Source organism: Massilia pinisoli (genome assembly GCF_024753285.1).
Classification (GTDB): domain Bacteria; phylum Pseudomonadota; class Gammaproteobacteria; order Burkholderiales; family Burkholderiaceae_D; genus Telluria; species Telluria pinisoli.
Genome location: NZ_JANUGW010000010.1, coordinates 87,713 through 109,778, shown reverse-complemented (window position 1 = coordinate 109,778; position 22,066 = coordinate 87,713). Strand labels below are relative to the sequence as shown.

Here is a 22,066-nt window from a genome sequence, read left to right as displayed (position 1 = left end):
ACCCGTGACCATGAACCGAAAGCTCGGCTACGGCCTCGCATTTCTGCTGGCGCTGGCCGCGCCGTTTATCGGCTATCCCGTCTTCCTGATGAAGCTGCTGTGCTTCGCCCTGTTTGCCTGCGCATTCAACCTCCTGATCGGCTACGCGGGCCTGCTGTCGTTCGGCCACGCGGCGTTCTTCGGCGGCGCCGGCTACGTCGCCGGACACGTGCTGACGGTGCCGGGGCTGCCGTTCGAGGCCGGAATCGTGCTGGGCGTTCTGGCGGCCGCGGCGCTGGGCCTCGTGATGGGCTTGCTGGCCATCCGCCGCCAGGGCATTTATTTTGCGATGATCACGCTGGCCCTCGCGCAAATGGTCTATTTCGCGGCGTTGCGCGCACCGTTCACGCATGGCGAGGACGGCTTGCAGGGCGTCCCGCGCGGCAAGCTGCTGGGCCTGCTGGATCTCGGCAACGACATGACCCTGTACTACGTCGTGCTGGCCATCTGCGCCGCCGGCTTCGCCCTGATCGTGCGCACGGTGCACTCGCCGTTCGGCCAGGTGCTGAAGGCGATCAAGGAAAACGAGGCGCGCGCGATTTCCCTCGGCTACGACGTGGACCAGTACAAGCTCGTCGCGTTCGTGCTGTCGGCCGCGCTGGCCGGCTTGGCGGGCGCCACCAAGACCGTCGTGCTGGGCTTCGAGACCTTGACGGACGTGCACTGGACCATGTCAGGCCTCGTCATCCTGATGACCCTGGTGGGCGGCATGGGCACGCTGGCGGGGCCGATCCTGGGCGCCTTCCTCATCGTCGCACTGGAAAACAAGCTGGGCGACCTGGGGAACTTCCTCGCCGAGACGACGCATGTAGAATGGTTCGCATCACTCGGAGAATCTGTCGGCATCGTCACCGGCCTCATCTTCATCGCCTGCGTGCTGTTGTTCCGGCGCGGCATCGTGGGCGAGATCGCGGCGGCGCTGGACCGTGGAGGCCGCCGGCGCGAGGTTGCGTAGCGGTGCCGGCCGAGTCATCAAGGAGGCGCACGTGATCGACGAATCCCTCATGCTGGACGTGAACGGCATCCACATCCACACGACGATGACGGGGCACGGTCCGGCCGTGCTGCTGCTGCACGGTTTTCCCGACACGCACATCGTCTGGCGCAAGCAGGTGCCCGCGCTGGCCGCGGCCGGCTTTCGCGTGCTGGCGCCCGATTTGCGCGGCTATGGCCGCACGGATGCGCCGGGCGGCGTGTTCGACTACACGATGGACAAGCTGCGCGGCGACGTGCTCGGCTTGCTGGACGCGCTGCACATCGACAAGGTCTTCCTCGTCGGCCACGACTGGGGCGGCATCATCGGCTGGCAGATCGCGGCGCTTGCGCCGGAACGCGTGCACCGCTACGTCGCCATGTCGACGGGCCACCCGGACGCGATCGCGCGCGCGGGCATCGCACAGCGCCTGCGCATGACGTATATCCTCGGCTTCATCATGCCCGTCGTGGCCGAGCACACGCTGCGCGCGGCCGACTGGTTCCTCATGCGGCAGTTCACCGACGAGCCTGGACAAGCGGATCACTGGAAGCGCGACCTGTCGCCGCCGGGCCGCCTGACGGCCGCGCTGAACTATTACCGCGCCAACCTGAACCTCGCGCTGCCGCACGCGCACCGGCGCGTCAAAGTGCCCGTGATGGGCCTGTGGAGCGACCGCGACCCGGCGCTGGGCGAAAAGCAGATGCTCGACTCGGCCCACTATGTCGACGGCGAATTCCGCTTCGAACGCATCCGCGGTGCCGATCACTGGCTGCAGCTGACGGCAGCGGACGAAGTCAATCGGCTGCTGCTGCAATTCCTCGACGAAGGGCGTGCGGCCGCAGTCTGACGTTATTGGCTTTGCTGCATCGCAACAAGCTGGCACGACCGATGCGTGCGCCTGGGCTGCGTCATGCTCTGCCGTACAATAGGGCCTTTACGTATTCGTCATGATGTTCGATTTTGCCCTGCTGGCCGTCGCGGCCTTCGTTGCCGGTCTTGTGGATGCTGTCGTCGGTGGGGGAGGATTGATCCAGATTCCCGCGATGTTCGCGATGTTTCCGAAAGAGGTGCCTGCAACCTTGCTGGGGACGAACAAGCTCGCGGCCATGTTCGGCACGGCGGTGGCGGCCATGCGCTACACGCGCCGGGTGACGGTCGCGTGGAGCACGGCGGCGCCCGCCGCGTTTGCCGCGTTCGCGCTGTCGTTTGTCGGCGCCTGGACCGTGACCCGCGTGCCGGGCGATTTCGTGCGCAGTCTGTTGCCATTGATCCTGCTGGCGGTGGCCGTGTACACGTTCAAGGAAAAGAATCTCGGTGCCGTGCACGCTCCGGTCCACAGCGGCGTGACGGAAGGGCTGCTGGCGACGGGTGTCGGCGCCGCGATCGGTTTCTATGACGGCTTCTTCGGTCCGGGCACCGGCAGCTTCCTGATCTTCCTGTTCGTCCGCTTCTTCGGTTTCGATTTCCTCAGCGCGTCCGCAGCGGCAAAGATCGTCAACGTTGCCTGCAATATCTCGGCGTTGATTTGGTTCGGCTACAGCGGCCACTTGATCTGGCAACTCGGCTTGATGATGGCCGTGTGCCAGATTGCGGGATCGCTGGTCGGGACGCGGCTGGCGCTGAAGTATGGCAGCAGGTTCGTGCGCAAGCTGTTCCTCGTCGTCGTCGGGTTGTTGATCGTAAAGACAGCGTTCGATACGGTCAAGCGCCTCGGCTGGTAGTGTTTCACGTGGAACAATCAACGTGCCTTGTGTACCCGGGTGACCAGGGTCGGCAGCTCCCATGCACCGCCGGCCGCAATTTGGCGGCACATGCCGGTCGTCGCTGCAGAGGTTTGCACGAATGACTTGCCGTCCCACGTCCAGGTGGCCGTGCCGATGCAGTCTCCGATGCCGCGGCCTTTCTGCATCGACGAGATGACGCCGTCGTCGTAATCGGTGGCGGACGTCGTGACGAGCACGGCCGAGTAGGGAGGCTCGGTGTAGACGACCCAGTAGCCATCGCCCGAGTTGTACGCGGCCGTCCAGCAAGCGTGCGAGACGAGCAGTTCGTTCTTCGTCAGCCGGTGCACGTCGAGCGTATCGGCACCCTCGGATTTCCTGTCGACCAATTCGCAGCTTCCGTCCTTGACGGTCTTGCGCAGCGCAGCCATCAGATCGCGCGTCTGTGCCATCGTCAACGTGGCGGGCTTGCTGTCGTGGATGACGGCCGCCGCCTTGATCTCTGGCGCAGGAAGTGGCGGCGGGACACTTGTCTCTGGTCTGTTGCCCTTACGCACGAGGGCGCCCGGCGTCGCCAGTCGGCCCTGGAACTCGTCCATTTTCAACAGCACGGCGTTGGCGCCTGCCGTCGAGATTGTCCACGTGGTGCCCTTCGCTTGCCACGCGATGCGACCGTCCTTGAGCAGGGCGGGAAGCAGTGCCTGGACTTGCGCAGGCGACAGGTTGCCGATGTTCGACTTCGCGTCGACGCTCACAGTGCCCATGTCGTGACCGTCGACCGTCAGCGTCAGCTGGCGAGGTGCAGGGTGCTGTTCGTCGTCGGCGAGTTGCAGCTGGGCAGTGACGGGCTGGTTCGGCCCGGCGGAACGCGTCAGCAGGATGGTGCCGTTCGGGCCGTCGTCTTCCGCGTGGTATCCGGCCGCCCGACAGGTCCGGGTGTTGTCGCATGCGAGTTCCCAGTCCTTGTGGCTGAACGATATCGACGGCAGGTCAGAAGCTCCCGCACTCGTGCTCGCGGCGAGAACAAGGTAGATCAGCTGGCGTGATGTTGGCATGGCGGTCCGGTCTTTTTCGTGGTAAAAGCGTAACACGGGGCCCGTCAATGTGGCTCGCAGCTCGGTGAACCACTGTTTCACGTGAAACAAAATCTGTCGTTTTAGGGCCTGCGCAGAAGCCTGGTGGAAAAAAGAATCTATAATCCATTCTTAATCCTCCTCGCAACACATTCCATCATGTTATTTCCGACAGAATTCGACGTGATCGTCGTCGGCGGCGGCCACGCCGGTACCGAAGCGGCACTTGCGTCTGCGCGCATGGGTCAGAAGACCCTGTTGCTCACCCACAATATCGAAACCCTCGGGGCCATGTCCTGCAACCCGTCCATCGGCGGCATCGGCAAGGGCCACCTCGTGAAGGAAGTCGACGCCATGGGCGGCGCGATGGCGATCGCCACCGATGAAGCCGGCATCCAGTTCCGTATCCTGAACTCGTCGAAAGGCCCGGCCGTGCGTGCGACGCGCGCCCAGGCGGACCGCATGCTGTACAAGCAGGCGATCCGCTCGCGCCTGGAAAACCAGCCTAATCTGTGGCTGTTCCAGCAAGCCGTCGACGACTTGATGGTCGAAGGCGACCGCGTCGTCGGCGCCGTCACGCAGATCGGCTTGCGCTTCCGTGCACGCGCCGTCGTGCTGACGGCAGGTACTTTCCTCGACGGGAAGATTCACGTCGGCCTGCAGAATTATTCGGCCGGACGCGCTGGCGATCCTCCTGCCGTGTCGCTGTCGGCGCGTTTGAAAGAGCTGAAGCTGCCGCAAGGCCGCCTGAAAACGGGCACGCCGCCGCGCATCGACGGACGCAGCATCGATTTCTCCGTCATGACGGAACAGCCGGGCGACCTCGATCCGGTGCCCGTGTTTTCGTACATGGGCAATGTGGCGATGCACCCGAAGCAGTTGCCATGCTGGGTCACGCATACGAATGCGCAGACGCACGACATCATTCGCAACGGCCTCGACCGCAGCCCGATGTACACGGGTGTGATCGAAGGCGTGGGCCCGCGCTACTGCCCGTCGATCGAAGACAAGATCCACCGCTTCGCGTCGAAGGAATCGCACCAGATCTTCCTGGAGCCGGAAGGTCTGACCACGAACGAGTTCTACCCGAACGGTATCTCGACGAGCCTGCCGTTCGACGTGCAGCTGGCCCTGGTGCGCTCGATGCGCGGCCTGGAAAACGCGTTCATCCTGCGCCCCGGCTATGCGATCGAATACGATTATTTCGACCCGCGTGGCCTGAAGGCGTCGCTGGAAACGAAGGCGGTCCAGGGCCTGTTTTTTGCCGGCCAGATCAACGGCACGACCGGCTACGAGGAAGCGGCCGCACAGGGCATGCTCGCCGGCATCAACGCGGCACTGCAGACCCAGGGTAAGGAGGCGTGGACGCCGTCCCGCTCGGAAGCCTATCTCGGGGTGCTCGTGGACGACCTCACGACGCAGGGCGTGGCGGAGCCGTATCGGATGTTCACGAGCCGCGCCGAGTATCGCCTGTCGCTGCGCGAGGACAATGCCGACATGCGCCTGACGGAAATCGGCCGCAAGCTGGGCGTCGTCGGCGATGCGCAGTGGGAAGCGTTCGAACGCAAGCGGGAAGCCGTCGCGCGCGAGCTGGAACGGCTGCGCGCCACGTGGGTGAATCCGCGCATCCTCGCGGCTGCAGAATCGGAGCGGGTGATCGGCCAGGCCATCGAACGCGAGTACAACCTTGCGGATCTGCTGCGCCGTCCGGGTGTGGAGTACGACAAGCTGGTCAGCATGCAGGGTGTCGACGGGCAGTCGCTTGGTGGGCCCGGCGTCGAGGATCCGGCCGTGAAGGAGCAGGTCGAAATCCAGCTGAAGTATTCGGGCTATATCGATCGCCAGGCGCGCGAAGTCGAGCGCCACGATTACTACGAAAACCTCAAACTGCCTGAAAACCTGAATTATCTGGAGATCGCGGCGCTGTCGATCGAGGTGCGTCAGAAGCTCGACAAGCAGCGTCCGGAGACGTTGGGCCAGGCTTCGCGCATCTCTGGGGTCACACCTGCGGCAATTTCCCTACTGCTCGTGCACCTGAAAAAGCGCGGCGCGAAGGGTTTTACGAGCATGCCGAATGAGGAATCGGCCGCATGAAGCATTTCGACCGACCCGCCTTGTCGGCCGTGCTGGCCGAGGGCATCGCCGCGATGCAGTTGGACGTGAGCCCGGCGCAGCAAGAGAAGCTGATGGATTATCTGGCGTTGATGTTCAAATGGAACGCAGTCTACAACTTGACGTCGCTGCGCGACCCCATGCAAATGGTCACGCATCATTTGCTGGATTCGCTGGCTGCCGTGCCCGCGTTCGCGCGTTCGCGCAACGTGCTGGACGTCGGTTCGGGCGGCGGTTTGCCCGGCATCGTGCTCGCGATCGTACGCCCGGACATGAAAGTGTCGATGATCGACACGGTGCACAAAAAGACGGCCTTTTTGACACAAGTGAAGGCCGAGCTCGAGCTGACCAACGTCACGGTGTACACGGCCCGCGTGGAGCAACTGCAGGTGAGCGACAAATTCGATGTCATCACCTCGCGCGCTTTTGCGGACCTGTCCGATTTCGTCAATTGGTCCTGTCATTTGCTGGCCGACGGCGGCCGCTACATTGCCCTCAAGGGCGTGGCGCCGAAAGATGAGCAGGAGAGGCTTCCAGCAGACTGGACGGTCACGGGGCTGGAACCGCTGCACGTCCCCAAGCTGGGCGCGGAACGCCACCTCGTATTCATCGAACGTTCCACGTGAAACATCCAAAACATCCGCAGCAACGCACAAACAGATAAACCGTATAAACAGTTATTACGGTTATTACCATGTAAATCGTATAAATCGTTTTAATGGTATTAACCGTATGTCTGGAAAAAGGGATACATGGCGAAAATTTTTTGCGTAGCAAACCAGAAGGGCGGGGTCGGCAAGACGACCACCAGCGTGAACCTGTCCGCCGGCCTCGCGAAGCTCGACCAGCGCGTGCTGCTGGTCGACCTCGACCCGCAGGGCAACGCCACGATGGGCGCGGGCATCAACAAGGCGGGGCTGACCTCGTCGATCTATGAAGTGCTGCTGGGCGAGGCCGACGTCGCGTCAGCACGGCTGCGCAGCGAGGCAGGGCGCTTCGACGTGCTGCCCGCCAACCGCGAACTGGCCGGTGCCGAAGTGGAGATGGTCGAGCTGGAAAACCGCGAGCGCCGCCTGAAGGAAGCGCTGGCCAAGGTCGACGCCGACTACGACTTCATCCTCATCGACTGCCCGCCGGCGCTGTCGATGCTCACGTTGAACGGCCTCGTGTCCGCGCATGGCGTCATCATTCCGATGCAGTGCGAGTACTACGCGCTGGAAGGCCTGTCCGACCTCGTGAACACGATCAAGAAGGTGCATGCGAATCTGAACCATGATTTGCGCATCATCGGCTTGTTGCGCGTGATGTTCGATCCGCGCATGACGCTGTCGCAGCAGGTGTCGAGCCAGCTCGAGCAGCACTTCGGCGACAAGGTGTTCAAGACGATCATCCCGCGCAACGTGCGCCTGGCGGAAGCGCCGTCGTACGGCATCCCGGGTGTCACGTTCGATCCGGCCTCGAAAGGCGCGCAGGCGTACATCGCGTTCGGCGCCGAGATGGTCGAGCGCATCAAATCCATGTAATCAGTTCAAACAGCTATGGCAACCAAAAAACTCAAAGGCCTCGGCCGCGGTCTCGACGCGCTGCTGGGCGGAGACGCTTCCAACACGCCGGCCGCACCGTCCGGCGCGCCGTCCCAACTGCCAGTCGGCCAAATCCAGGCCGGCAAATACCAGCCGCGCACGCGCATGGACGACGGCTCGCTGGCCGAGCTGGCCTCATCCATCAAATCGCAGGGCATCATGCAGCCCGTGCTCGTGCGTCCGATCGACGGCGCATCCAACGGCGTGCGTTACGAGATCATCGCCGGCGAACGGCGCTTCCGCGCGGCGCAGCTGGCCGGCCTGGACGAGATCCCCGTGCTCGTGCGCGAAGTCGACGACCAGAATGCCGCCGCGATGGCGCTGATCGAGAACATCCAGCGCGAAGACCTGAATCCGCTGGAAGAAGCGCAGGGCATCGCGCGGCTGATCTCCGAATTCAGTTTCACGCACGAACAGGCCGCACAGGCCGTCGGGCGCTCGCGCAGCGCCGTGTCGAACCTGCTGCGCCTCGTGAATCTCGCGCAGCCCGTGCAGACGATGCTGATGGCGGGCGACATCGACATGGGCCATGCCCGCGCGTTGCTGGCCGTCGACGCCGCCAGCCAGATCGCCCTGGCGAACCAGGTGATCTCCAAGCGCCTGTCCGTGCGCGAGACCGAAAAGATGGTGGCGCGCACCCTGGAAGAGCACAACGCACCGCCCGCCGCGGCGCGCCAGAAGGACAAGCCGGGCGACATCGTGCGCCTGGAGGAAGAGTTGTCGGACCGTCTCGCGACCCCCGTCGCGTTCAAGATGGGCGCGAAGGGCAGGGGACAGCTGATCATTGACTTCGCCGACCTCGATATCCTCGACACCGTGCTAGCGCGCCTGCGCGCGTGACCCCACATTCGGGGTCAGAGCACAAACCCGGGGTCAGAGCACCTTCCTGAACAATTTCCCCGCAAGGGCAGCGGACGAGGGCGCAACCTCCGCTGCCGAGCGTTCTCGCGCCAGGCCGCCCCGTTCGGCCACCGCAGGCTCGCCTGAGCAATTTCTCCGACAAGTGCTCTGACCCCGAATCTCGCAAAAAAATGCTCCGACCCCGAATCGGCGACATGTCGTTCGGGTTATTTTTTTGCTCGCCAAGCCGCTTCGTCGGCACCTGTTTCACCCACCACGGATGCACCAGGACGACGCACCGCGCACTCCCACTGCTCACAACGTTCACTGCCTCGGTGCAAGATTATGTCCGCCGCGCCAGCCGTCGTGGTCGCCTCGTCAACCTTATCTGACCGGTATATGCATGGCAGAAACTATCGGTTTACCCTGCTCAGCGGACGTAAAGACACAATATTCTGTAGGAAAATTAACAGTTTACTGTCGAAATAGTTTGTCGTTTTTACAGCCGATATAAGCGAGCGCAGGGATGGAAGAGTTTGACTATGGCTCCGATAACACCTTATAATCCCGCTGATTCATGTAATTACCATACCGTTACACGGTTCCACCACGGCTGGCGCGAAAAGAACAGAAAAATGCTGCGCTTGGTCTCCCTGCAAATCACGGCAACACTCGTGGCCGGCGTGATCGCCGGACTGCTGGGGGGGTGGGCTGCGATGTTTTCGGCGGTACTCGGCGGGATGTGTTGTGTCGTGCCCAATGGCATCATGGCTTTTCGCCTGTTCGCCAGTTCACAAAAAATGGGCGGTGCAAACCCTGCCACATTTTTCATCTGGGAATTTGTAAAGATTGCTTTAACGCTCGCGCTATTGCTCGCAACGGCGCGGCTGTACCACGGCCTGAACTGGCTGGCCCTGCTGGGCGGGTTCATCGTGGCGCTGAAAAGTTACATCATTTTATTATTTGGGCATAAACAATGACGAACACGGTAGAAACCGCGGCCGAGCATGCGCCAACCGCAGGCGAATATATCCAGCACCACCTTGGCCACCTGACCTCGGCGAAGCAAGGCTTCGTGGTCAATTTCCACGTGGTTAACCTCGACACGGTCTTCTGGTCGGTCGCAATGGGCGTGCTCGCGCTGTCCATCATGATTTTCGCCGCACGTCGCGCGACGTCGGGCGTGCCGGGCCGTTTTCAGGGCATGTTCGAAGCCATCGTCGAAATGGTCGAAGACCAGTCGAAATCGATCGTTCACGGCGACCGCAGCTTCATCGCGCCGCTGGCGCTGACCGTGTTCGTCTGGGTGTTCCTGATGAACTCGATGGACTTCCTGCCGGTCGACCTGTTCTCCGGCCTGTTCCGTCTGCTGGGCATGGGTGAGCCGCATTTCCGTATCGTCCCGACCGCCGACCTGAACGGCACCATGGGCATTTCGCTGGGCGTGCTGGCTGTGGTCCTGTACTACAACGTCAAGATCAAAGGCATCGGCGGCTGGATCCACGAACTGTTCGCCGCACCGTTCGGCATCTACCTGGCGCCGGCGAACCTGCTCCTGAACATCATCGAATACGCAGCACGCACCGTGTCGCTCGGCATGCGACTTTTCGGCAACATGTATGCCGGTGAGCTGCTGTTCCTGTTGATTGCTCTGCTCGGTTCCACGCTGACCGTGTTCGGCATCGTCGGCCACATCATCGCGGGCTCGATCTGGGCAATCTTCCACATCCTGATCGTGCTTCTCCAGGCATTCATCTTCATGATGCTGACGCTGGTGTATATCGGTCAGGCCCACGAGAGCCACTGACCGACGCGATCGCAAGAACGAAAAAGATAGTGGTAGTAAAGAGTTGTAAATTTTTAATTTTTAAATAACTTTTGGAGTAAATCTAATGACTGACTATTCTTACGTTGCGCTGGCTTGCGGTCTGATCATCGGCCTGGGTGCAATCGGTGCCTGTATCGGTATCGCTCTGATGGGCGGCAAATACCTGGAAGCTTCGGCACGTCAGCCTGAACTGATGAACACCCTGCAGACCAAGATGTTCCTGCTGGCCGGCCTGATCGACGCGGCATTCCTGATCGGTGTTGGTATCGCCATGCTGTTCGCCTTCGCAAATCCGTTCCACGCCTAATCGAATCATCATTCGGTTCTGAACAGCCGAACCCCCCAGGTTCGGCATCCGTTTTTGTGAGAAGGAATTTACCGTGAACTTGAACGCAACTTTATTTGTTCAGTTCGTGGTCTTCTTCATCCTGGTGTTCGTCACGATGAAATTCGTGTGGCCACCAGTGATGAAAGCGCTCGACGAGCGCGCCGAGAGGATCGCGAACGGTTTGGCCGCAGCAGACCGCGGTAAGGTGGAACTGGCCGCCGCCGAAAAGCGTATCGCCGCCGAACTGGCCGCGACGCGTGACGAAAGCGCCAAGCGCATCGCCGACGCCGAAAAGCGTGCCGCGGCGATCGTGGAAGACGCCAAGCAGCAGGCCAACGTCGAAGCTGCTCGCATCATCGAAGGTGCGAAGGCCGATGCCGAACAGCAGATTACCCGCGCGCGCGAAGAACTGCGTGCTCAGGTGGCTGCGCTGGCCGTCGCCGGTGCCGAGCAGATCCTGAAGCGCGAAGTCAACGCAGCGGCTCACGCCGACCTGCTGGACCGCCTGGCGACCGAGCTCTGATCATGGCTGAACTCGCAACCGTCGCCCGCCCTTACGCCGAAGCCCTGTTCCGCGTCGCCCAGCAGGGCGACCTGGCCGCCTGGTCGGCCGCCGTCGCGGAACTGGCGCAGATCGGTGCCAATGCGGATGTGCAGGCTTATGCTGCCAATCCGCTCGTCACGCACGCACAGCTTGCCGATGCGATCGCGTCGATGGTCAAGTCGCCTCTGAGCGCCGAAGCGAAGAACTTTATTGCAATGCTCGCCGAGAACGGCCGCGTCGCCCTGCTGCCGGAAATCGGTGCCCAGTTTGCTGTGCTCAAGAATGCACAGGAAGGCGCCGCCGACGCGACGATCACCAGCGCGTTCGATCTTTCGGCCGACCAGCTCAACCCGCTGGTCGCCACGCTGGAAAAGAAATTTGGCCGCAAGCTGAACCCCACGGTCACTGTGGACCCGTCGCTGATCGGTGGCGTGCGCGTGGTCGTCGGCGATGAAGTGCTCGATACCTCCGTCCGCGCGAAATTGCAGCAGATGCATAACGCGCTGGTTGCCTGAGCACCGACACACAGCACCGTCGCCGCGTCCAGACTTGCCCTACGCATCAAGAAACTATTAGGAGTTAGCACTCATGCAACTTAATTCGTCTGAAATCAGCGAACTGATCAAGAGCCGCATCCAGGGCCTCGAAGGTCAGGCTGATGTTCGTAACCAAGGCACGGTGATCTCCGTCGCCGACGGTATCTGCCGCATCCATGGTCTGTCGGACGTGATGCAGGGCGAGATGCTGGAATTCCCGGGCAACACCTTCGGCCTCGCCATGAACCTCGAGCGCGACTCCGTCGGCGCCGTGATTCTGGGTGCCTACGAGAACATCTCGGAAGGCGACACCGTCAAGACCACGGGCCGCATCCTGGAAGTGCCGGTCGGTCCGGAACTGCGCGGTCGCGTCGTCAACGCACTGGGCCAGCCGATCGACGGCAAGGGTCCGGTCGATGCCAAGCTGACCTCGCCGATCGAAAAGATCGCCCCGGGCGTGATCGCCCGTGAATCCGTGTCGCAGCCGCTGCAGACCGGTATCAAGTCGATCGACGCGATGGTGCCGATCGGCCGTGGCCAGCGCGAGCTGATCATCGGCGACCGCCAGACCGGTAAATCGGCTGTCGCAGTCGACGCGATCATCAACCAGAAGGGCCAGGGCGTCACCTGCGTGTACGTCGCCATCGGTCAGAAAGCATCGACCATCAAGAACATCGTCCGCTCGCTGGAAGAGCACGGCGCGATGGAATACACGATCGTCGTCGCCGCGTCCGCTTCGGAATCGGCAGCAATGCAGTACATCTCGGCCTACTCGGGCTGCGCGATGGGCGAATACTTCCGCGACCGCGGCGAAGACGCGCTGATCGTGTACGACGACCTGTCGAAGCAGGCAGTCGCTTACCGCCAGATCTCGCTGCTGCTGCGCCGTCCGCCGGGCCGCGAAGCTTACCCGGGCGACGTGTTCTACCTGCACAGCCGTCTGCTGGAGCGTGCCGCACGCGTCAACGCCGACTACGTCGAGAAGTTCACGAACGGCGCCGTCACCGGCAAGACCGGTTCGCTGACGGCACTGCCGATCATCGAAACGCAAGCGGGCGACGTCTCGGCATTCGTGCCGACCAACGTGATCTCGATTACCGACGGTCAGATCTTCCTGGAAACCTCGCTGTTCAACGCCGGTATCCGTCCTGCGATCAACGCCGGTATCTCGGTGTCGCGCGTCGGTGGCGCCGCCCAGACCAAGATCATCAAGGGCCTGTCCGGCGGTATCCGTACCGACCTGGCGCAGTACCGTGAGCTGGCCGCGTTCGCGCAGTTCGCATCGGACCTGGACGAATCGACCCGCAAACAGCTGGACCGCGGTGCACGCGTGACTGAACTGCTGAAGCAGAAGCAGTACTCGCCGCTGCCGATCTCGCTGATGGCCGCTTCGCTGTTCGCCGTCAACAAGGGCTACTTCGACAGCATCGACGTCAAGCGCGTGCTGGACTTCGAAGCGGGCCTGCACGGCTTCCTGAAGTCGAGCCACGGCGCGCTGCTGTCGAAGATCGAAGAGACCAAGGCACTAGACAAGGACAGCGAAGCAGCGCTGGCCGCCGCCGTCGCCGATTTCAAAAAGTCGTTCTGACGTTCTAAGACCGGCTTATTGATGGATCTCGGGACGGGGAGTCATCCCCGTCCACTTAAGGAGTAAGGGCTCATGGCAGCAGGCAAAGAGATACGTGGCAAGATCAAGAGCGTAGAAAATACGAAGAAGATCACCAAGGCGATGGAAATGGTCGCCGCGTCCAAGATGCGCAAGGCGCAGGACCGGATGCGCGCCGCCCGTCCCTACAGCGAGAAGGTCCGCAGCATCACGGCCAACCTCGCCACTGCGAACCCGGAGTACACGCACGCGTTCATGGCGCAAGCCAAGGATGTCGAGGCGAAAGCCGTCGGCTTCATCGTCGTCACGACCGACAAGGGTCTGTGCGGCGGCATGAACACCAACGTGCTGCGCCAGGTGACGCAGAAGTCCCGCGAGCTGGAAGCCGCGGGCAATCGCATTGAAGCCGTTGCAATCGGCAATAAAGGTCTGGGGTTCCTGAACCGCATCGGCGTGAAAGTCGTGTCGAGCGTCACCCAGATCGGCGACACGCCGCACCTGGAAAAGCTGATCGGGCCGATCAAGGTCATGCTCGACGCCTACCAGGATGGCCAGCTGGACGCGGTGTACCTGTGCTACACCAAGTTCATCAACACCATGCGCCAGGAACCGGTCATCGAGCAGCTGCTCCCGCTGCCGGCCGGTCACCTGGAAGCGGAAAGCGGCGCCCACTCGTGGGACTACATCTACGAGCCGGAAGCGCAGGTGGTGATCGACGAGTTGCTGATCCGGTACGTGGAAGCGCTGATCTATCAGGCGGTGGCCGAGAACCTGGCGTCCGAGCAATCGGCACGCATGGTGGCAATGAAGGCTGCAACCGACAACGCGGGCAACGTCATCGGCGAGCTGAAGCTGGTCTACAACAAGACCCGCCAGGCGGCGATTACGAAAGAACTCTCCGAGATCGTGTCGGGCGCAGCTGCGATCAGCGGCTAAGCGACGCGAACGACCTCACGAAACGACATTAAAACTATATCTGAAGGAACGAACATGGCTGATGGCAAAATCGTTCAGTGTATCGGCGCGGTGGTCGACGTGGAATTCCCGCGCGACGCCATGCCGAAGGTGTATGACGCACTGAAAATGGAAGGCTCCGAACTGACGCTGGAAGTGCAGCAGCAGCTGGGTGACGGCATCGTCCGCACCATCGCGCTGGGCAGCTCGGAAGGCCTGCGTCGCGGCATGACCATCCAGAACACCGGCAACCCGATCATGGTGCCGGTGGGTCCGGCAACCCTGGGCCGTATCATGGACGTGCTGGGCAACCCGATCGACGAGCGCGGTCCGGTGAGCCAGGAGCGTACCGCATCGATCCACCGCACCGCCCCGGCCTACGACGAGCTGTCGCCGTCGCAAGACCTGCTGGAAACCGGCATCAAGGTGATCGACCTGGTCTGTCCGTTCGCCAAAGGCGGTAAGGTCGGCCTGTTCGGCGGCGCCGGCGTCGGCAAGACCGTGAACATGATGGAACTGATCAACAACATCGCCAAGGCGCACTCGGGTCTGTCCGTGTTCGCCGGCGTGGGTGAGCGTACCCGTGAAGGTAACGACTTCTACCACGAGATGGCCGATGCGAAGGTCGTCGACCTGGACAACCTGGGCAACTCGAAGGTCGCGATGGTCTACGGCCAGATGAACGAACCGCCGGGCAACCGTCTGCGCGTCGCGCTGACCGGCCTGACGATGGCCGAAGCGTTCCGTGACGAAGGCAAGGACGTTCTGTTCTTCGTCGACAACATCTACCGTTACACGCTGGCCGGTACCGAAGTGTCGGCACTGCTGGGCCGTATGCCGTCCGCCGTGGGCTACCAGCCGACGCTGGCCGAAGAAATGGGCCGCCTGCAAGAGCGCATCACGTCGACCAAGACCGGCTCGATCACGTCGATCCAGGCCGTGTACGTCCCTGCGGACGACTTGACCGACCCGTCGCCTGCAACCACGTTCGCCCACTTGGACTCGACCGTCGTTCTGTCGCGTGACATCGCCTCGCTGGGTATCTACCCGGCAGTCGACCCGCTCGACTCGACCTCGCGCCAGCTGGACCCGCTGGTCGTCGGCGAAGAGCACTACAGCACCGCACGCGCCGTGCAGGGCACGCTGCAGCGCTACAAGGAACTGCGTGACATCATCGCGATTCTGGGCATGGACGAACTGGCACCGGAAGACAAGCTGGTCGTCGCACGCGCACGTAAGATGCAGCGTTTCCTGTCGCAGCCGTTCCACGTCGCTGAAGTGTTCACGGGCGCACCGGGCAAGTACGTCTCGCTGAAAGACACGATCAAGGGCTTCAAGATGATCGCGTCGGGCGAGCTGGACCACCTGCCGGAGCAGGCGTTCTACATGGTCGGCACCATCGAAGAAGCGATCGAGAAGGCCAAGAAGCTGGCTGCTTAATCGCTAGCCTCTTCAAAGGACACTTATGGCACATACCATTCACGTTGACGTCGTCTCGGCCGAAGAGCAGATCTTTTCGGGCGAAGCGGAATTCGTCGCGTTGCCGGGTGAATCGGGTGAGCTGGGTATCTACCCGATGCACACCCCCTTGATCACGCGCATCCGCCCGGGTGCCGTGCGCATCAAAGTGGCAGGCCGCAGCGACGAAGAGTTCGTGTTCGTCGCCGGCGGCATCCTGGAAGTCCAGCCGAAAGGCGTGACGGTCCTGGCCGACACCGCGATCCGCGGCGCCGACCTGGACGAAGCGAAAGCCCAGGAAGCCAAGCGCAAGGCCGAAGAGCTGATGGTCAACAAGGAGTCGGCAATCGACTACGCCAAGGCGCAAGCCGAGCTGGCGGCGGCGATTGCCCAGCTGGCGGCCATCGCCAAGCTGCGTCAGAAAGGACGCTGATCGCGGTTGTTTTCGCGGTTCACGAAGAAGGCAGCCTGCGGGCTGCCTTTTTTTATTTCTCTCGCCGCAGTCGTTTGCCGAGGCGGTAGCAGCAGCCCACGCACAACAGCCCCGGTAGGATCATCAGCCCCGCTTTGACGAAGCATAAAGTCTGCCACAGCATACAGGCACATGGGTGCGCGACACTCCGCTTCCGACCCATATACGGACGTTGACCCGGGTTGGGACGATTATCCGATTCTCATCGCCTCACAGATGACGAAACGGTGTGCCATTTTGTTCCAGCCATCCGCACGCCCTTGGAGAAAAATGAGCTGCCCATATTCGTCCATGCTTGTTTCACGCCCTGATCGGCGCAGCCACTCGTCATATAACGTGTCGAAGTCAGCTTTGCTCAGCTGAGGCAACTGTTGCGCTGAATAATCGAACACGGCAGAAAAGTCCTCATTTGACGAGAACAAAGTCTCGACCAAAAAAGTCACTCCTAGCAGACCCATCAATAGCCTGAGCTCGTCGTCGTGCTCAAGAACGACTGGAAAGTATTCTTCGCAGTTCTCAACCATCGCCTCAAGCGAAGCAGATGCCTCGATAACTGGTCTGTTGGATACCGCGAACACATAACTTTTCATTCAAATCCCCGATTTCGCAACGCGTCCGCTTCGTCAGGCTCGCGCTTTTACACAGCCTCGGCAGATCTCGGCCATTCGGGTCAGCATAGCAGTTTGCTGTCGAGGAAACCCCGGAGTGTCACGACCGGCCCAATCGACCCAGAGGTAGACGTTCTCCAGACACGACTTCGTCCTATTCGTACAGTTTGCCCATGTAAAGGATCTGGGCAGCGCGTTTCCAACTGTTAGTCGGCTTTTCGTAAAACTCCAGCCCACCAATCGACGCTTCGCTCCATCTCACGGCTGCGTCCAAGTACCCCCCAATCGTACCGTTCTCCCACCCATTTGCGCCCGGACCATACGGCGAACTCGGGTTGGAGTGCGCCTTCTGCTGCTCGTCTTCCCAATCTGTCGCGAGGGCTTCTAGGAACTGCAAAAAGGAGTGCTCATCAGCTACCGAGTCGAGGAGTGTTTGCAGGCTCGAGGTCATAGAATTCGCCTAAGTTTGATATCTGTCGAGCTGCTGATTGTCGCAGACACGAGATATAAAGGGGACCACAGCACAGTACCGATGGCGACGCGCGGCGACGGCATCCGGGCTGAGAAGGCGATAGCGCCTGACGCGAGGTTGTGAGCGCGACAGGACAAAGGTTCACCGTGGCGATCGGAGGTCAGCGTGGCCATCTTTTCATATCCTTGCAGCGACGGCAATGCAGCGCCGCCCGATGATATGAATCTGATAAGCTAGGACCACGACAAGACAAACACGAAACGAACAGGCCCAGCATGCGAACCATCGAACAAATCCTCCGCGCCGCCCGGACCGTGGCCGTCGTCGGGCTCTCCAACAAGCCCGAACGCGCCAGCCTGGAAGTCGCGACCTACCTGCAGCAGCAGGGCTACCGCATCATCCCCATCAACCCGGCATATGCCGGCCAGGAGATCCTCGGCGAGACCGTGTACGCCACGTTGCAGGAAGCGGCCAACGTGCTCGCGCCGACCGGTACGCGCATCGATATCGTCGACTGCTTCCGTAAAGCCGAGGAGATGCAGCCCGTTGCGAAAGACGTCATCGACGTGCGCGCCGGCTGCCTGTGGATGCAGCTCGGCATCGAGAACCAGGTCGCCGCCGACCTGGCCCGCGCCGCCGGCCTGGACGTGGTGATGAACCACTGCATGCTGATCGAACACCGCAAGCTGGACGCGCGTGCCGCATGAGTACGCCGATGCTGGAACGCTTCCGCGCGCCGAAGAAACTGGAGCTGCGCGACAAGGACGCGGGCGATACCCCGCTGCGCGACGACAAGAAGGGCAAGCTCAAGAACGGGGAGATCAAGGAACGCGAGCGAGCGCTTACTGTCGAGCTGACCGGCGAGATTGCTAAGCTCCAGGAAAAGCTGTACGCGGCGCGCGATCGAAAACTGCTGCTGATCCTGCAGGGCATGGACACGTCCGGCAAGGACGGCACCGTGCGCTCGCTGTTCGCGCAGATCAATCCGATGGGCTTGCACGCCACCGGCTTCGTCGCCCCGACGGACAAGGAAAAGGCGCACGACTTCCTCTGGCGCGTGCACGCGCGCGTGCCGGGCAAGGGCGAGATCGGGATCTTCAACCGCAGCCATTACGAGGACGTCCTGGTGCCGCGTGTCGCGGGCGCGCTCGACGACGACGCGTGCGAGAAACGCTACGCCCAGATCCGCGACTTCGAGCGCATGCTGGCCGAGACCGGGACGACGATCGTGAAGGTGTTCCTGCACATCTCCAAGGACGAGCAGCGCGAGCGCCTGCAGGCGCGCCTGGACGATCCGGAGAAGCACTGGAAGTTCGATCCGGCCGACCTGGTGGCGCGCGACAAGTGGGACAATTTCCAGCGCACCTATGCCGACCTGATCAACGCGACCGACGCCGACGTGGCGCCCTGGTACGTCGTGCCGGCCGACTCGAAGACGCATCGCAACCTGATCATCGCGCACCTGCTGCTGGAGACGATGCAGGGCATGAAGCTGGAATGGCCGCCATTGAAGGCGGACCTGTCCAAGGTCAAGATCGACGGCTGAGCGCAGGCGCGCGTGGATTGGCATAGAATGCATATTCGCTAACCCGCGCATCCTTCGACCATGACCAAGACCACCGCTTTGTTGATCTCCCTCGGCGCCGCCGCGACGTTCTCCGCGCCGGGGCTGGTGCTGGCGCAGACACCGGCCGCCGCCGCCCAGCCGTCCGCCCATCCGGCCAGCTGCCCCGCCGTGCTGAAGCACACGTTCAACCGCCTGCAGGACGAAGCCCCGCAGGACCTGTGCCAGTACGCCGGCAAGGTGGTGCTCGTGGTGAACACGGCCAGCTATTGCGGCTTCACGAAGCAGTACGAAGGCCTGGAAAAGCTGTACGCGAAATACGCGCCGCGCGGCCTCGTCGTGCTGGGCTTCCCGTCGAACGATTTCAAACAGGAAGACGCGGACGCCAAGAAGATCGCGGATCTCTGCTACAACACGTATGGCGTGAAATTCCCCATGTTCGCCAGCACCGTCGTGACGGGCGCGAACGCCAATCCGCTGTATTCCGAGCTGATCAAGGCCACCGGCAACCAGCCGAAGTGGAATTTCAATAAATACCTGATCGACCGGAACGGCAACGTCATCGACTACTTCCCGAGCAAGGTCACGCCGGAAGACCCGACTCTCGTCGGCAAGATCGAGCACGCGCTGGGCGGCTGAGTTCGCTCGTCATGTGATCCATTTTTGATCCAGGACATGGATCGAGCAATAACCATTTCATCTACATGGTCATTTTGATGCACATCAATTTTTTTGTTGAGGTGCCTCAATAGACTGATCTTCGTCGAACAACAACGCGAAGAAAGGTCTCACCATGAAGAAGTCGATGCTGAAACTGATGGTCGCCGCCCTGGGTCTCGTCGGAGCCGCCGTGCCCGGATGGGCGCAGGAATCGCCTTGGCTCGTGCGGGTGCGGGCGGTGCACATCGATCCGGCCGACAAGTCCGATCCCGTAGGCGGCACCGGCGCCAGCGACCGCCTGCACGTCAGCAGCAAATGGATCCCCGAAGTCGACATCTCGTATTTCCTCACGCCGAACTGGGCCGCCGAACTGGTCCTCACCTATCCGCAAAAGCATGACGTCACGTTGGACGGCCAGCGCATCGGCACCTTCAAGCACGTGCCGCCCACATTGCTGGCGCAATACCACTTCCTGCCGGGCGCGCAATTCGATCCGTACGTCGGCGCCGGCGTCAATTACACGCTGATTTCGAACGTCGACATCCTGAACGGCGCCGGACGCCTCGAGCACGACAGCATCGGCGCCGCGCTGCAGGCCGGTGTCGACTTCCGCATCGACGGCAAGTGGTCCGTCAATCTCGATGTGAAGAAGGTGCGGATCCGCAGCGACGTCGATATCAACGGCGCGCGCGCCAGCCGGGTCAGGATCGATCCGGTGCTGCTCGGCGTCGGCGTCGGCTACCGCTTCTGACCAAGCGTATCCGCTGTAACGAACCCCGCTTCCTCCAAAGCGTGCCGGCCCTCGCGGGCCGGTTTTGGCCGGCCTTGCGCCGGCCCTTTTTATTTGCGCAGCACGGCCTTCAACGCGCCGCGCAACGCGTTGCAGACGACGATCTCCTGCGCGTGCGCGAGGCTCTCGCGCGTCAGCGGACACTCGATGACGTCCCACGCCGGATCGTCCAGCAGCACGCCGCGCATCACGCCCGGGAGCACGCCGGCCGACAGCGGCGGCGTGTACCAGCGCCCGGCGATTTTTACGAACACATTGCTGCGCCCACCTTCCGTCAATTCGCCGCGCTCGTTGAAGAACAGCGTGTCGAACGCGCCCACAGCCTCCGCCGCGCGCCACGCCGCGTCGTAGCGGCTGCGGATGCTCGTCTTGTGGCGCAGGAAGGCGTCGTGCGCGTGCGTTGGTTCGTCCGACAGCAGCAGCGTCACCGGCTCGTTCAACGGTGCCAGCGCGCCCGTCTGCACGACGATTTTGCCGTCCGGGCGCAGCGCGAGCCGCACGCGGTGCGGGCCGTCGTCCGGCAGCGCGGTGCACGCTTCCTGCGCGGCCGCGCGCGCGAGCCCCGCATCGAACGGATGGCCGAAATACGCGGCCGACGCGCCCAGGCGAGAAAGGTGGCGCTCCAAGTGCCGGCATCCATCCGCGCGCGTGGCGTGGATCGTCTCGAAGACGTCGAAGTCGTTCGTCAGGCCCGTGAGGAATTCCGCCTTGAGTCGGCATTCCGCGTATTCCGCGCCGGCGTCGCTGTCGTGCACGATGCCCGCGCCGACACCCAGTTCGCCATGCCGGACGCCGTTCTGCTCCGGCTGCAAGGTCAAGGTGCGGATCGGGACCGACAAGCAGAAGTCGCCGAAGCGCGCCCCGTGCAGCGTGCCGAATCCGCCGCCCGGCGGCGGATCGATCCAGCCGATCGCGCCCGTGTAGATGCCGCGCGCGGCCGGTTCCAGTTCGCGGATGATTTCCATCGTGCGGCGCTTCGGTGCGCCCGTGATCGAGCCGCATGGGTACAGCGCGGCGAAGATGGCCGCCAGCGACGTCCCCGGCGCGAGCTGCGCCTGCACCGTCGACGTCATCTGCAGCACGCTGCTGTAGCGCTTCACTTCGAACAGCGCGGGCACGCCCACGGTGCCCGTGCGCGCGATGCGTCCGAGGTCGTTGCGCAGCAGGTCGACGATCATCAGGTTTTCCGCGCGGTTCTTCGGATCGGCCGCGAGATGCTGGGCGCGCACGGCGTTCACGAGATCGTCGTCGGCGGCCGGTGCCGTGCCCTTCATCGGGCGCGCCAGCAGACGGCCCGCATCGTGGCGGACGAACAGTTCCGGCGACAGCGACAGCACGGCGCGCCCGTCCGGCAGGCCGACCAGCGCACCGTAGGGCACGGGCTGGCGCGCGCGCAGGCGCGCGTACAGCGCGCACACGGGACCGAAAGCGTCGAAGCGGATGCGGTACGTGTAGTTGACCTGGTAGGTGTCGCCGGCCTCGATGTAGTCGCGGATGCGGTCGATGGCATGCGCGAACGTGGGCTCGTCGACGTTCGCCCGCACGGCAGCGATGCCGGCCGGGCCGCCGCCTTGTTCTTGCACGCGCTGCGCGAGCCAGGCGTCGACCTGGGCGGCGTCCAGCATGTCGTAGCGCTCGAACAGCAGCACCTGCGCCAGCGGTGCGTGGAGCTCGCGCGCGGGCGCGATGCCGACCAGCTGCTCGCCCAGCTCATACGTCAGCACGGGCACCGCGTGCAGGCCGCGCGCGAGGGCATCCTGCAGGCCGTCCAGCAGGCGCGGCCAGTCCTCGCTGCGCTGGCACGACAGCATGCCCGCATAGCCGTCGTACAGGCGCGAGCGCGCCTGCGCATGGCCTTCGGGGCTCGCGTCGTCGAGCAGGGCGAACACGGTGGCGTCCATG

At 62.7% G+C, this 22,066-nt stretch carries 24 protein-coding genes; 20 read left to right on the top strand and 4 right to left on the bottom strand.

What is annotated here, in order from left to right; translation table 11 throughout:
* Window positions 1-10 precede the first annotated feature (10 nt).
* The 3 genes from NX784_RS15395 (at window position 11) to NX784_RS15385 (ending at window position 2,736) form a co-directional block, all read left to right on the top strand.
* A complete protein-coding gene (locus tag NX784_RS15395; protein WP_258817563.1) occupies window positions 11-994 on the top strand; it encodes a branched-chain amino acid ABC transporter permease in 984 nt (327 codons plus the stop codon).
* A gap of 31 nt (window positions 995-1,025) precedes the next feature.
* Window positions 1,026-1,862: an alpha/beta fold hydrolase gene (locus NX784_RS15390; RefSeq protein ID WP_258817562.1), complete on the top strand. Its 837-nt coding sequence runs from the start codon at window positions 1,026-1,028 to the stop codon at window positions 1,860-1,862.
* A 103-nt stretch (window positions 1,863-1,965) separates the two neighbouring features.
* A complete protein-coding gene (locus NX784_RS15385) occupies window positions 1,966-2,736 on the top strand; it encodes a TSUP family transporter (protein ID WP_258817650.1) in 771 nt (256 codons plus the stop codon).
* Window positions 2,737-2,753: 17 nt separating this feature from the next.
* Here the strand turns inward: NX784_RS15385 and NX784_RS15380 are convergent, their stop codons facing one another.
* The gene (locus NX784_RS15380; protein ID WP_258817561.1) at window positions 2,754-3,791 is read right to left on the bottom strand and encodes a DUF1176 domain-containing protein; all 1,038 of its coding nucleotides are present in this window, start codon (window positions 3,789-3,791) and stop codon (window positions 2,754-2,756) included.
* A 177-nt stretch (window positions 3,792-3,968) separates the two neighbouring features.
* Here NX784_RS15380 and mnmG point away from each other — a divergent pair, with 177 nt between their 5' ends.
* The 13 genes from mnmG to NX784_RS15315 all read left to right on the top strand — a co-directional run bounded on the left by mnmG (window position 3,969) and on the right by NX784_RS15315 (window position 16,031).
* Window positions 3,969-5,903 (top strand): tRNA uridine-5-carboxymethylaminomethyl(34) synthesis enzyme MnmG, encoded by a 1,935-nt coding sequence (gene mnmG / locus NX784_RS15375; protein ID WP_258817560.1) that lies wholly within the window; start codon window positions 3,969-3,971, stop codon window positions 5,901-5,903.
* A complete protein-coding gene (gene rsmG / locus NX784_RS15370; protein ID WP_258817559.1) occupies window positions 5,900-6,547 on the top strand; it encodes a 16S rRNA (guanine(527)-N(7))-methyltransferase RsmG in 648 nt (215 codons plus the stop codon). The genes mnmG and rsmG overlap by 4 nt, the downstream gene beginning before the upstream one ends.
* Window positions 6,548-6,673: 126 nt before the next feature.
* Window positions 6,674-7,444: a ParA family protein gene (locus NX784_RS15365; protein WP_258817558.1), complete on the top strand. Its 771-nt coding sequence runs from the start codon at window positions 6,674-6,676 to the stop codon at window positions 7,442-7,444.
* Window positions 7,445-7,459: 15 nt separating this feature from the next.
* A complete protein-coding gene (locus NX784_RS15360; RefSeq protein WP_258817557.1) occupies window positions 7,460-8,344 on the top strand; it encodes a ParB/RepB/Spo0J family partition protein in 885 nt (294 codons plus the stop codon).
* Window positions 8,345-8,979: 635 nt separating this feature from the next.
* Window positions 8,980-9,324, top strand: a complete 345-nt coding sequence (locus tag NX784_RS15355) for an ATP synthase subunit I (RefSeq protein ID WP_258817556.1) — start codon at window positions 8,980-8,982, stop codon at window positions 9,322-9,324.
* Window positions 9,321-10,151 (top strand): F0F1 ATP synthase subunit A, encoded by an 831-nt coding sequence (gene atpB / locus NX784_RS15350; RefSeq protein ID WP_258817555.1) that lies wholly within the window; start codon window positions 9,321-9,323, stop codon window positions 10,149-10,151. Before NX784_RS15355 ends, atpB begins: the two co-directional genes overlap by 4 nt.
* 85 nt (window positions 10,152-10,236) lie before the next feature.
* Window positions 10,237-10,479: a F0F1 ATP synthase subunit C gene (gene atpE, locus NX784_RS15345; protein ID WP_056133842.1), complete on the top strand. Its 243-nt coding sequence runs from the start codon at window positions 10,237-10,239 to the stop codon at window positions 10,477-10,479.
* A 73-nt stretch (window positions 10,480-10,552) separates the two neighbouring features.
* Window positions 10,553-11,023, top strand: coding sequence for a F0F1 ATP synthase subunit B (locus NX784_RS15340; protein WP_258817554.1), 471 nt, complete (start codon window positions 10,553-10,555; stop codon window positions 11,021-11,023).
* Between the two features lie 2 nt (window positions 11,024-11,025).
* Window positions 11,026-11,559 carry a F0F1 ATP synthase subunit delta gene (locus NX784_RS15335; protein ID WP_258817553.1) on the top strand — a complete coding sequence of 178 codons (534 nt, stop codon included), beginning with the start codon at window positions 11,026-11,028 and terminating at the stop codon, window positions 11,557-11,559.
* A 73-nt stretch (window positions 11,560-11,632) separates the two neighbouring features.
* The gene (gene atpA, locus NX784_RS15330; protein WP_258817552.1) at window positions 11,633-13,168 is read left to right on the top strand and encodes a F0F1 ATP synthase subunit alpha; all 1,536 of its coding nucleotides are present in this window, start codon (window positions 11,633-11,635) and stop codon (window positions 13,166-13,168) included.
* Between the two features lie 72 nt (window positions 13,169-13,240).
* Window positions 13,241-14,122 carry a F0F1 ATP synthase subunit gamma gene (gene atpG, locus NX784_RS15325; protein WP_166857403.1) on the top strand — a complete coding sequence of 294 codons (882 nt, stop codon included), beginning with the start codon at window positions 13,241-13,243 and terminating at the stop codon, window positions 14,120-14,122.
* 54 nt (window positions 14,123-14,176) lie between these two features.
* Complete coding sequence (atpD, locus tag NX784_RS15320; RefSeq protein ID WP_258817551.1) at window positions 14,177-15,580, top strand: F0F1 ATP synthase subunit beta; 1,404 nt, start codon at window positions 14,177-14,179, stop codon at window positions 15,578-15,580.
* Between the two features lie 25 nt (window positions 15,581-15,605).
* Window positions 15,606-16,031: a F0F1 ATP synthase subunit epsilon gene (locus NX784_RS15315; protein WP_258817550.1), complete on the top strand. Its 426-nt coding sequence runs from the start codon at window positions 15,606-15,608 to the stop codon at window positions 16,029-16,031.
* 230 nt (window positions 16,032-16,261) lie between these two features.
* Here NX784_RS15315 and NX784_RS15310 read toward each other — a convergent pair whose 3' ends face one another.
* A complete protein-coding gene (locus NX784_RS15310; RefSeq protein ID WP_258817549.1) occupies window positions 16,262-16,660 on the bottom strand; it encodes a hypothetical protein in 399 nt (132 codons plus the stop codon).
* Window positions 16,661-16,832: 172 nt separating this feature from the next.
* Entirely contained in the window at window positions 16,833-17,129 is a 297-nt protein-coding gene (locus NX784_RS15305) for a DUF7660 family protein (protein WP_258817548.1), read from the bottom strand.
* A gap of 296 nt (window positions 17,130-17,425) precedes the next feature.
* Between NX784_RS15305 and NX784_RS15300 the strand changes: the two genes are divergently transcribed.
* From NX784_RS15300 to NX784_RS15285, 4 genes are all read left to right on the top strand, one after another.
* Window positions 17,426-17,857 (top strand): CoA-binding protein, encoded by a 432-nt coding sequence (locus NX784_RS15300; protein WP_258817547.1) that lies wholly within the window; start codon window positions 17,426-17,428, stop codon window positions 17,855-17,857.
* Complete coding sequence (locus tag NX784_RS15295) at window positions 17,854-18,696, top strand: PPK2 family polyphosphate kinase (RefSeq protein WP_258817546.1); 843 nt, start codon at window positions 17,854-17,856, stop codon at window positions 18,694-18,696. The genes NX784_RS15300 and NX784_RS15295 overlap by 4 nt, the downstream gene beginning before the upstream one ends.
* Window positions 18,697-18,756: 60 nt before the next feature.
* A complete protein-coding gene (locus NX784_RS15290) occupies window positions 18,757-19,353 on the top strand; it encodes a glutathione peroxidase (protein ID WP_258817545.1) in 597 nt (198 codons plus the stop codon).
* Between the two features lie 154 nt (window positions 19,354-19,507).
* Window positions 19,508-20,125 carry an OmpW/AlkL family protein gene (locus NX784_RS15285; RefSeq protein ID WP_258817544.1) on the top strand — a complete coding sequence of 206 codons (618 nt, stop codon included), beginning with the start codon at window positions 19,508-19,510 and terminating at the stop codon, window positions 20,123-20,125.
* An 89-nt stretch (window positions 20,126-20,214) separates the two neighbouring features.
* Here the strand turns inward: NX784_RS15285 and NX784_RS15280 are convergent, their stop codons facing one another.
* Window positions 20,215-22,065, bottom strand: coding sequence for a chorismate-binding protein (locus NX784_RS15280; RefSeq protein WP_258817543.1), 1,851 nt, complete (start codon window positions 22,063-22,065; stop codon window positions 20,215-20,217).
* Between the last annotated feature and the right edge of the window lies 1 nt (window position 22,066).

Coding starts and splice junctions, on each gene's coding strand:
- NX784_RS15395 (WP_258817563.1), top strand. CDS start 11: ATGAACCGAAAGCTCGGCTACGGCCTCGCATTTCTGCTGGCGCTGGCC.
- NX784_RS15385 (WP_258817650.1), top strand. CDS start 1,966: ATGTTCGATTTTGCCCTGCTGGCCGTCGCGGCCTTCGTTGCCGGTCTT.
- NX784_RS15380 (WP_258817561.1), bottom strand. CDS start 3,791: ATGCCAACATCACGCCAGCTGATCTACCTTGTTCTCGCCGCGAGCACG.
- mnmG (WP_258817560.1), top strand. CDS start 3,969: ATGTTATTTCCGACAGAATTCGACGTGATCGTCGTCGGCGGCGGCCAC.
- rsmG (WP_258817559.1), top strand. CDS start 5,900: ATGAAGCATTTCGACCGACCCGCCTTGTCGGCCGTGCTGGCCGAGGGC.
- NX784_RS15365 (WP_258817558.1), top strand. CDS start 6,674: ATGGCGAAAATTTTTTGCGTAGCAAACCAGAAGGGCGGGGTCGGCAAG.
- NX784_RS15360 (WP_258817557.1), top strand. CDS start 7,460: ATGGCAACCAAAAAACTCAAAGGCCTCGGCCGCGGTCTCGACGCGCTG.
- NX784_RS15355 (WP_258817556.1), top strand. CDS start 8,980: ATGCTGCGCTTGGTCTCCCTGCAAATCACGGCAACACTCGTGGCCGGC.
- atpB (WP_258817555.1), top strand. CDS start 9,321: ATGACGAACACGGTAGAAACCGCGGCCGAGCATGCGCCAACCGCAGGC.
- atpE (WP_056133842.1), top strand. CDS start 10,237: ATGACTGACTATTCTTACGTTGCGCTGGCTTGCGGTCTGATCATCGGC.
- NX784_RS15335 (WP_258817553.1), top strand. CDS start 11,026: ATGGCTGAACTCGCAACCGTCGCCCGCCCTTACGCCGAAGCCCTGTTC.
- atpA (WP_258817552.1), top strand. CDS start 11,633: ATGCAACTTAATTCGTCTGAAATCAGCGAACTGATCAAGAGCCGCATC.
- atpG (WP_166857403.1), top strand. CDS start 13,241: ATGGCAGCAGGCAAAGAGATACGTGGCAAGATCAAGAGCGTAGAAAAT.
- atpD (WP_258817551.1), top strand. CDS start 14,177: ATGGCTGATGGCAAAATCGTTCAGTGTATCGGCGCGGTGGTCGACGTG.
- NX784_RS15315 (WP_258817550.1), top strand. CDS start 15,606: ATGGCACATACCATTCACGTTGACGTCGTCTCGGCCGAAGAGCAGATC.
- NX784_RS15310 (WP_258817549.1), bottom strand. CDS start 16,660: ATGAAAAGTTATGTGTTCGCGGTATCCAACAGACCAGTTATCGAGGCA.
- NX784_RS15305 (WP_258817548.1), bottom strand. CDS start 17,129: ATGACCTCGAGCCTGCAAACACTCCTCGACTCGGTAGCTGATGAGCAC.
- NX784_RS15300 (WP_258817547.1), top strand. CDS start 17,426: ATGCGAACCATCGAACAAATCCTCCGCGCCGCCCGGACCGTGGCCGTC.
- NX784_RS15295 (WP_258817546.1), top strand. CDS start 17,854: ATGAGTACGCCGATGCTGGAACGCTTCCGCGCGCCGAAGAAACTGGAG.
- NX784_RS15290 (WP_258817545.1), top strand. CDS start 18,757: ATGACCAAGACCACCGCTTTGTTGATCTCCCTCGGCGCCGCCGCGACG.
- NX784_RS15285 (WP_258817544.1), top strand. CDS start 19,508: ATGAAGAAGTCGATGCTGAAACTGATGGTCGCCGCCCTGGGTCTCGTC.
- NX784_RS15280 (WP_258817543.1), bottom strand. CDS start 22,065: ATGGACGCCACCGTGTTCGCCCTGCTCGACGACGCGAGCCCCGAAGGC.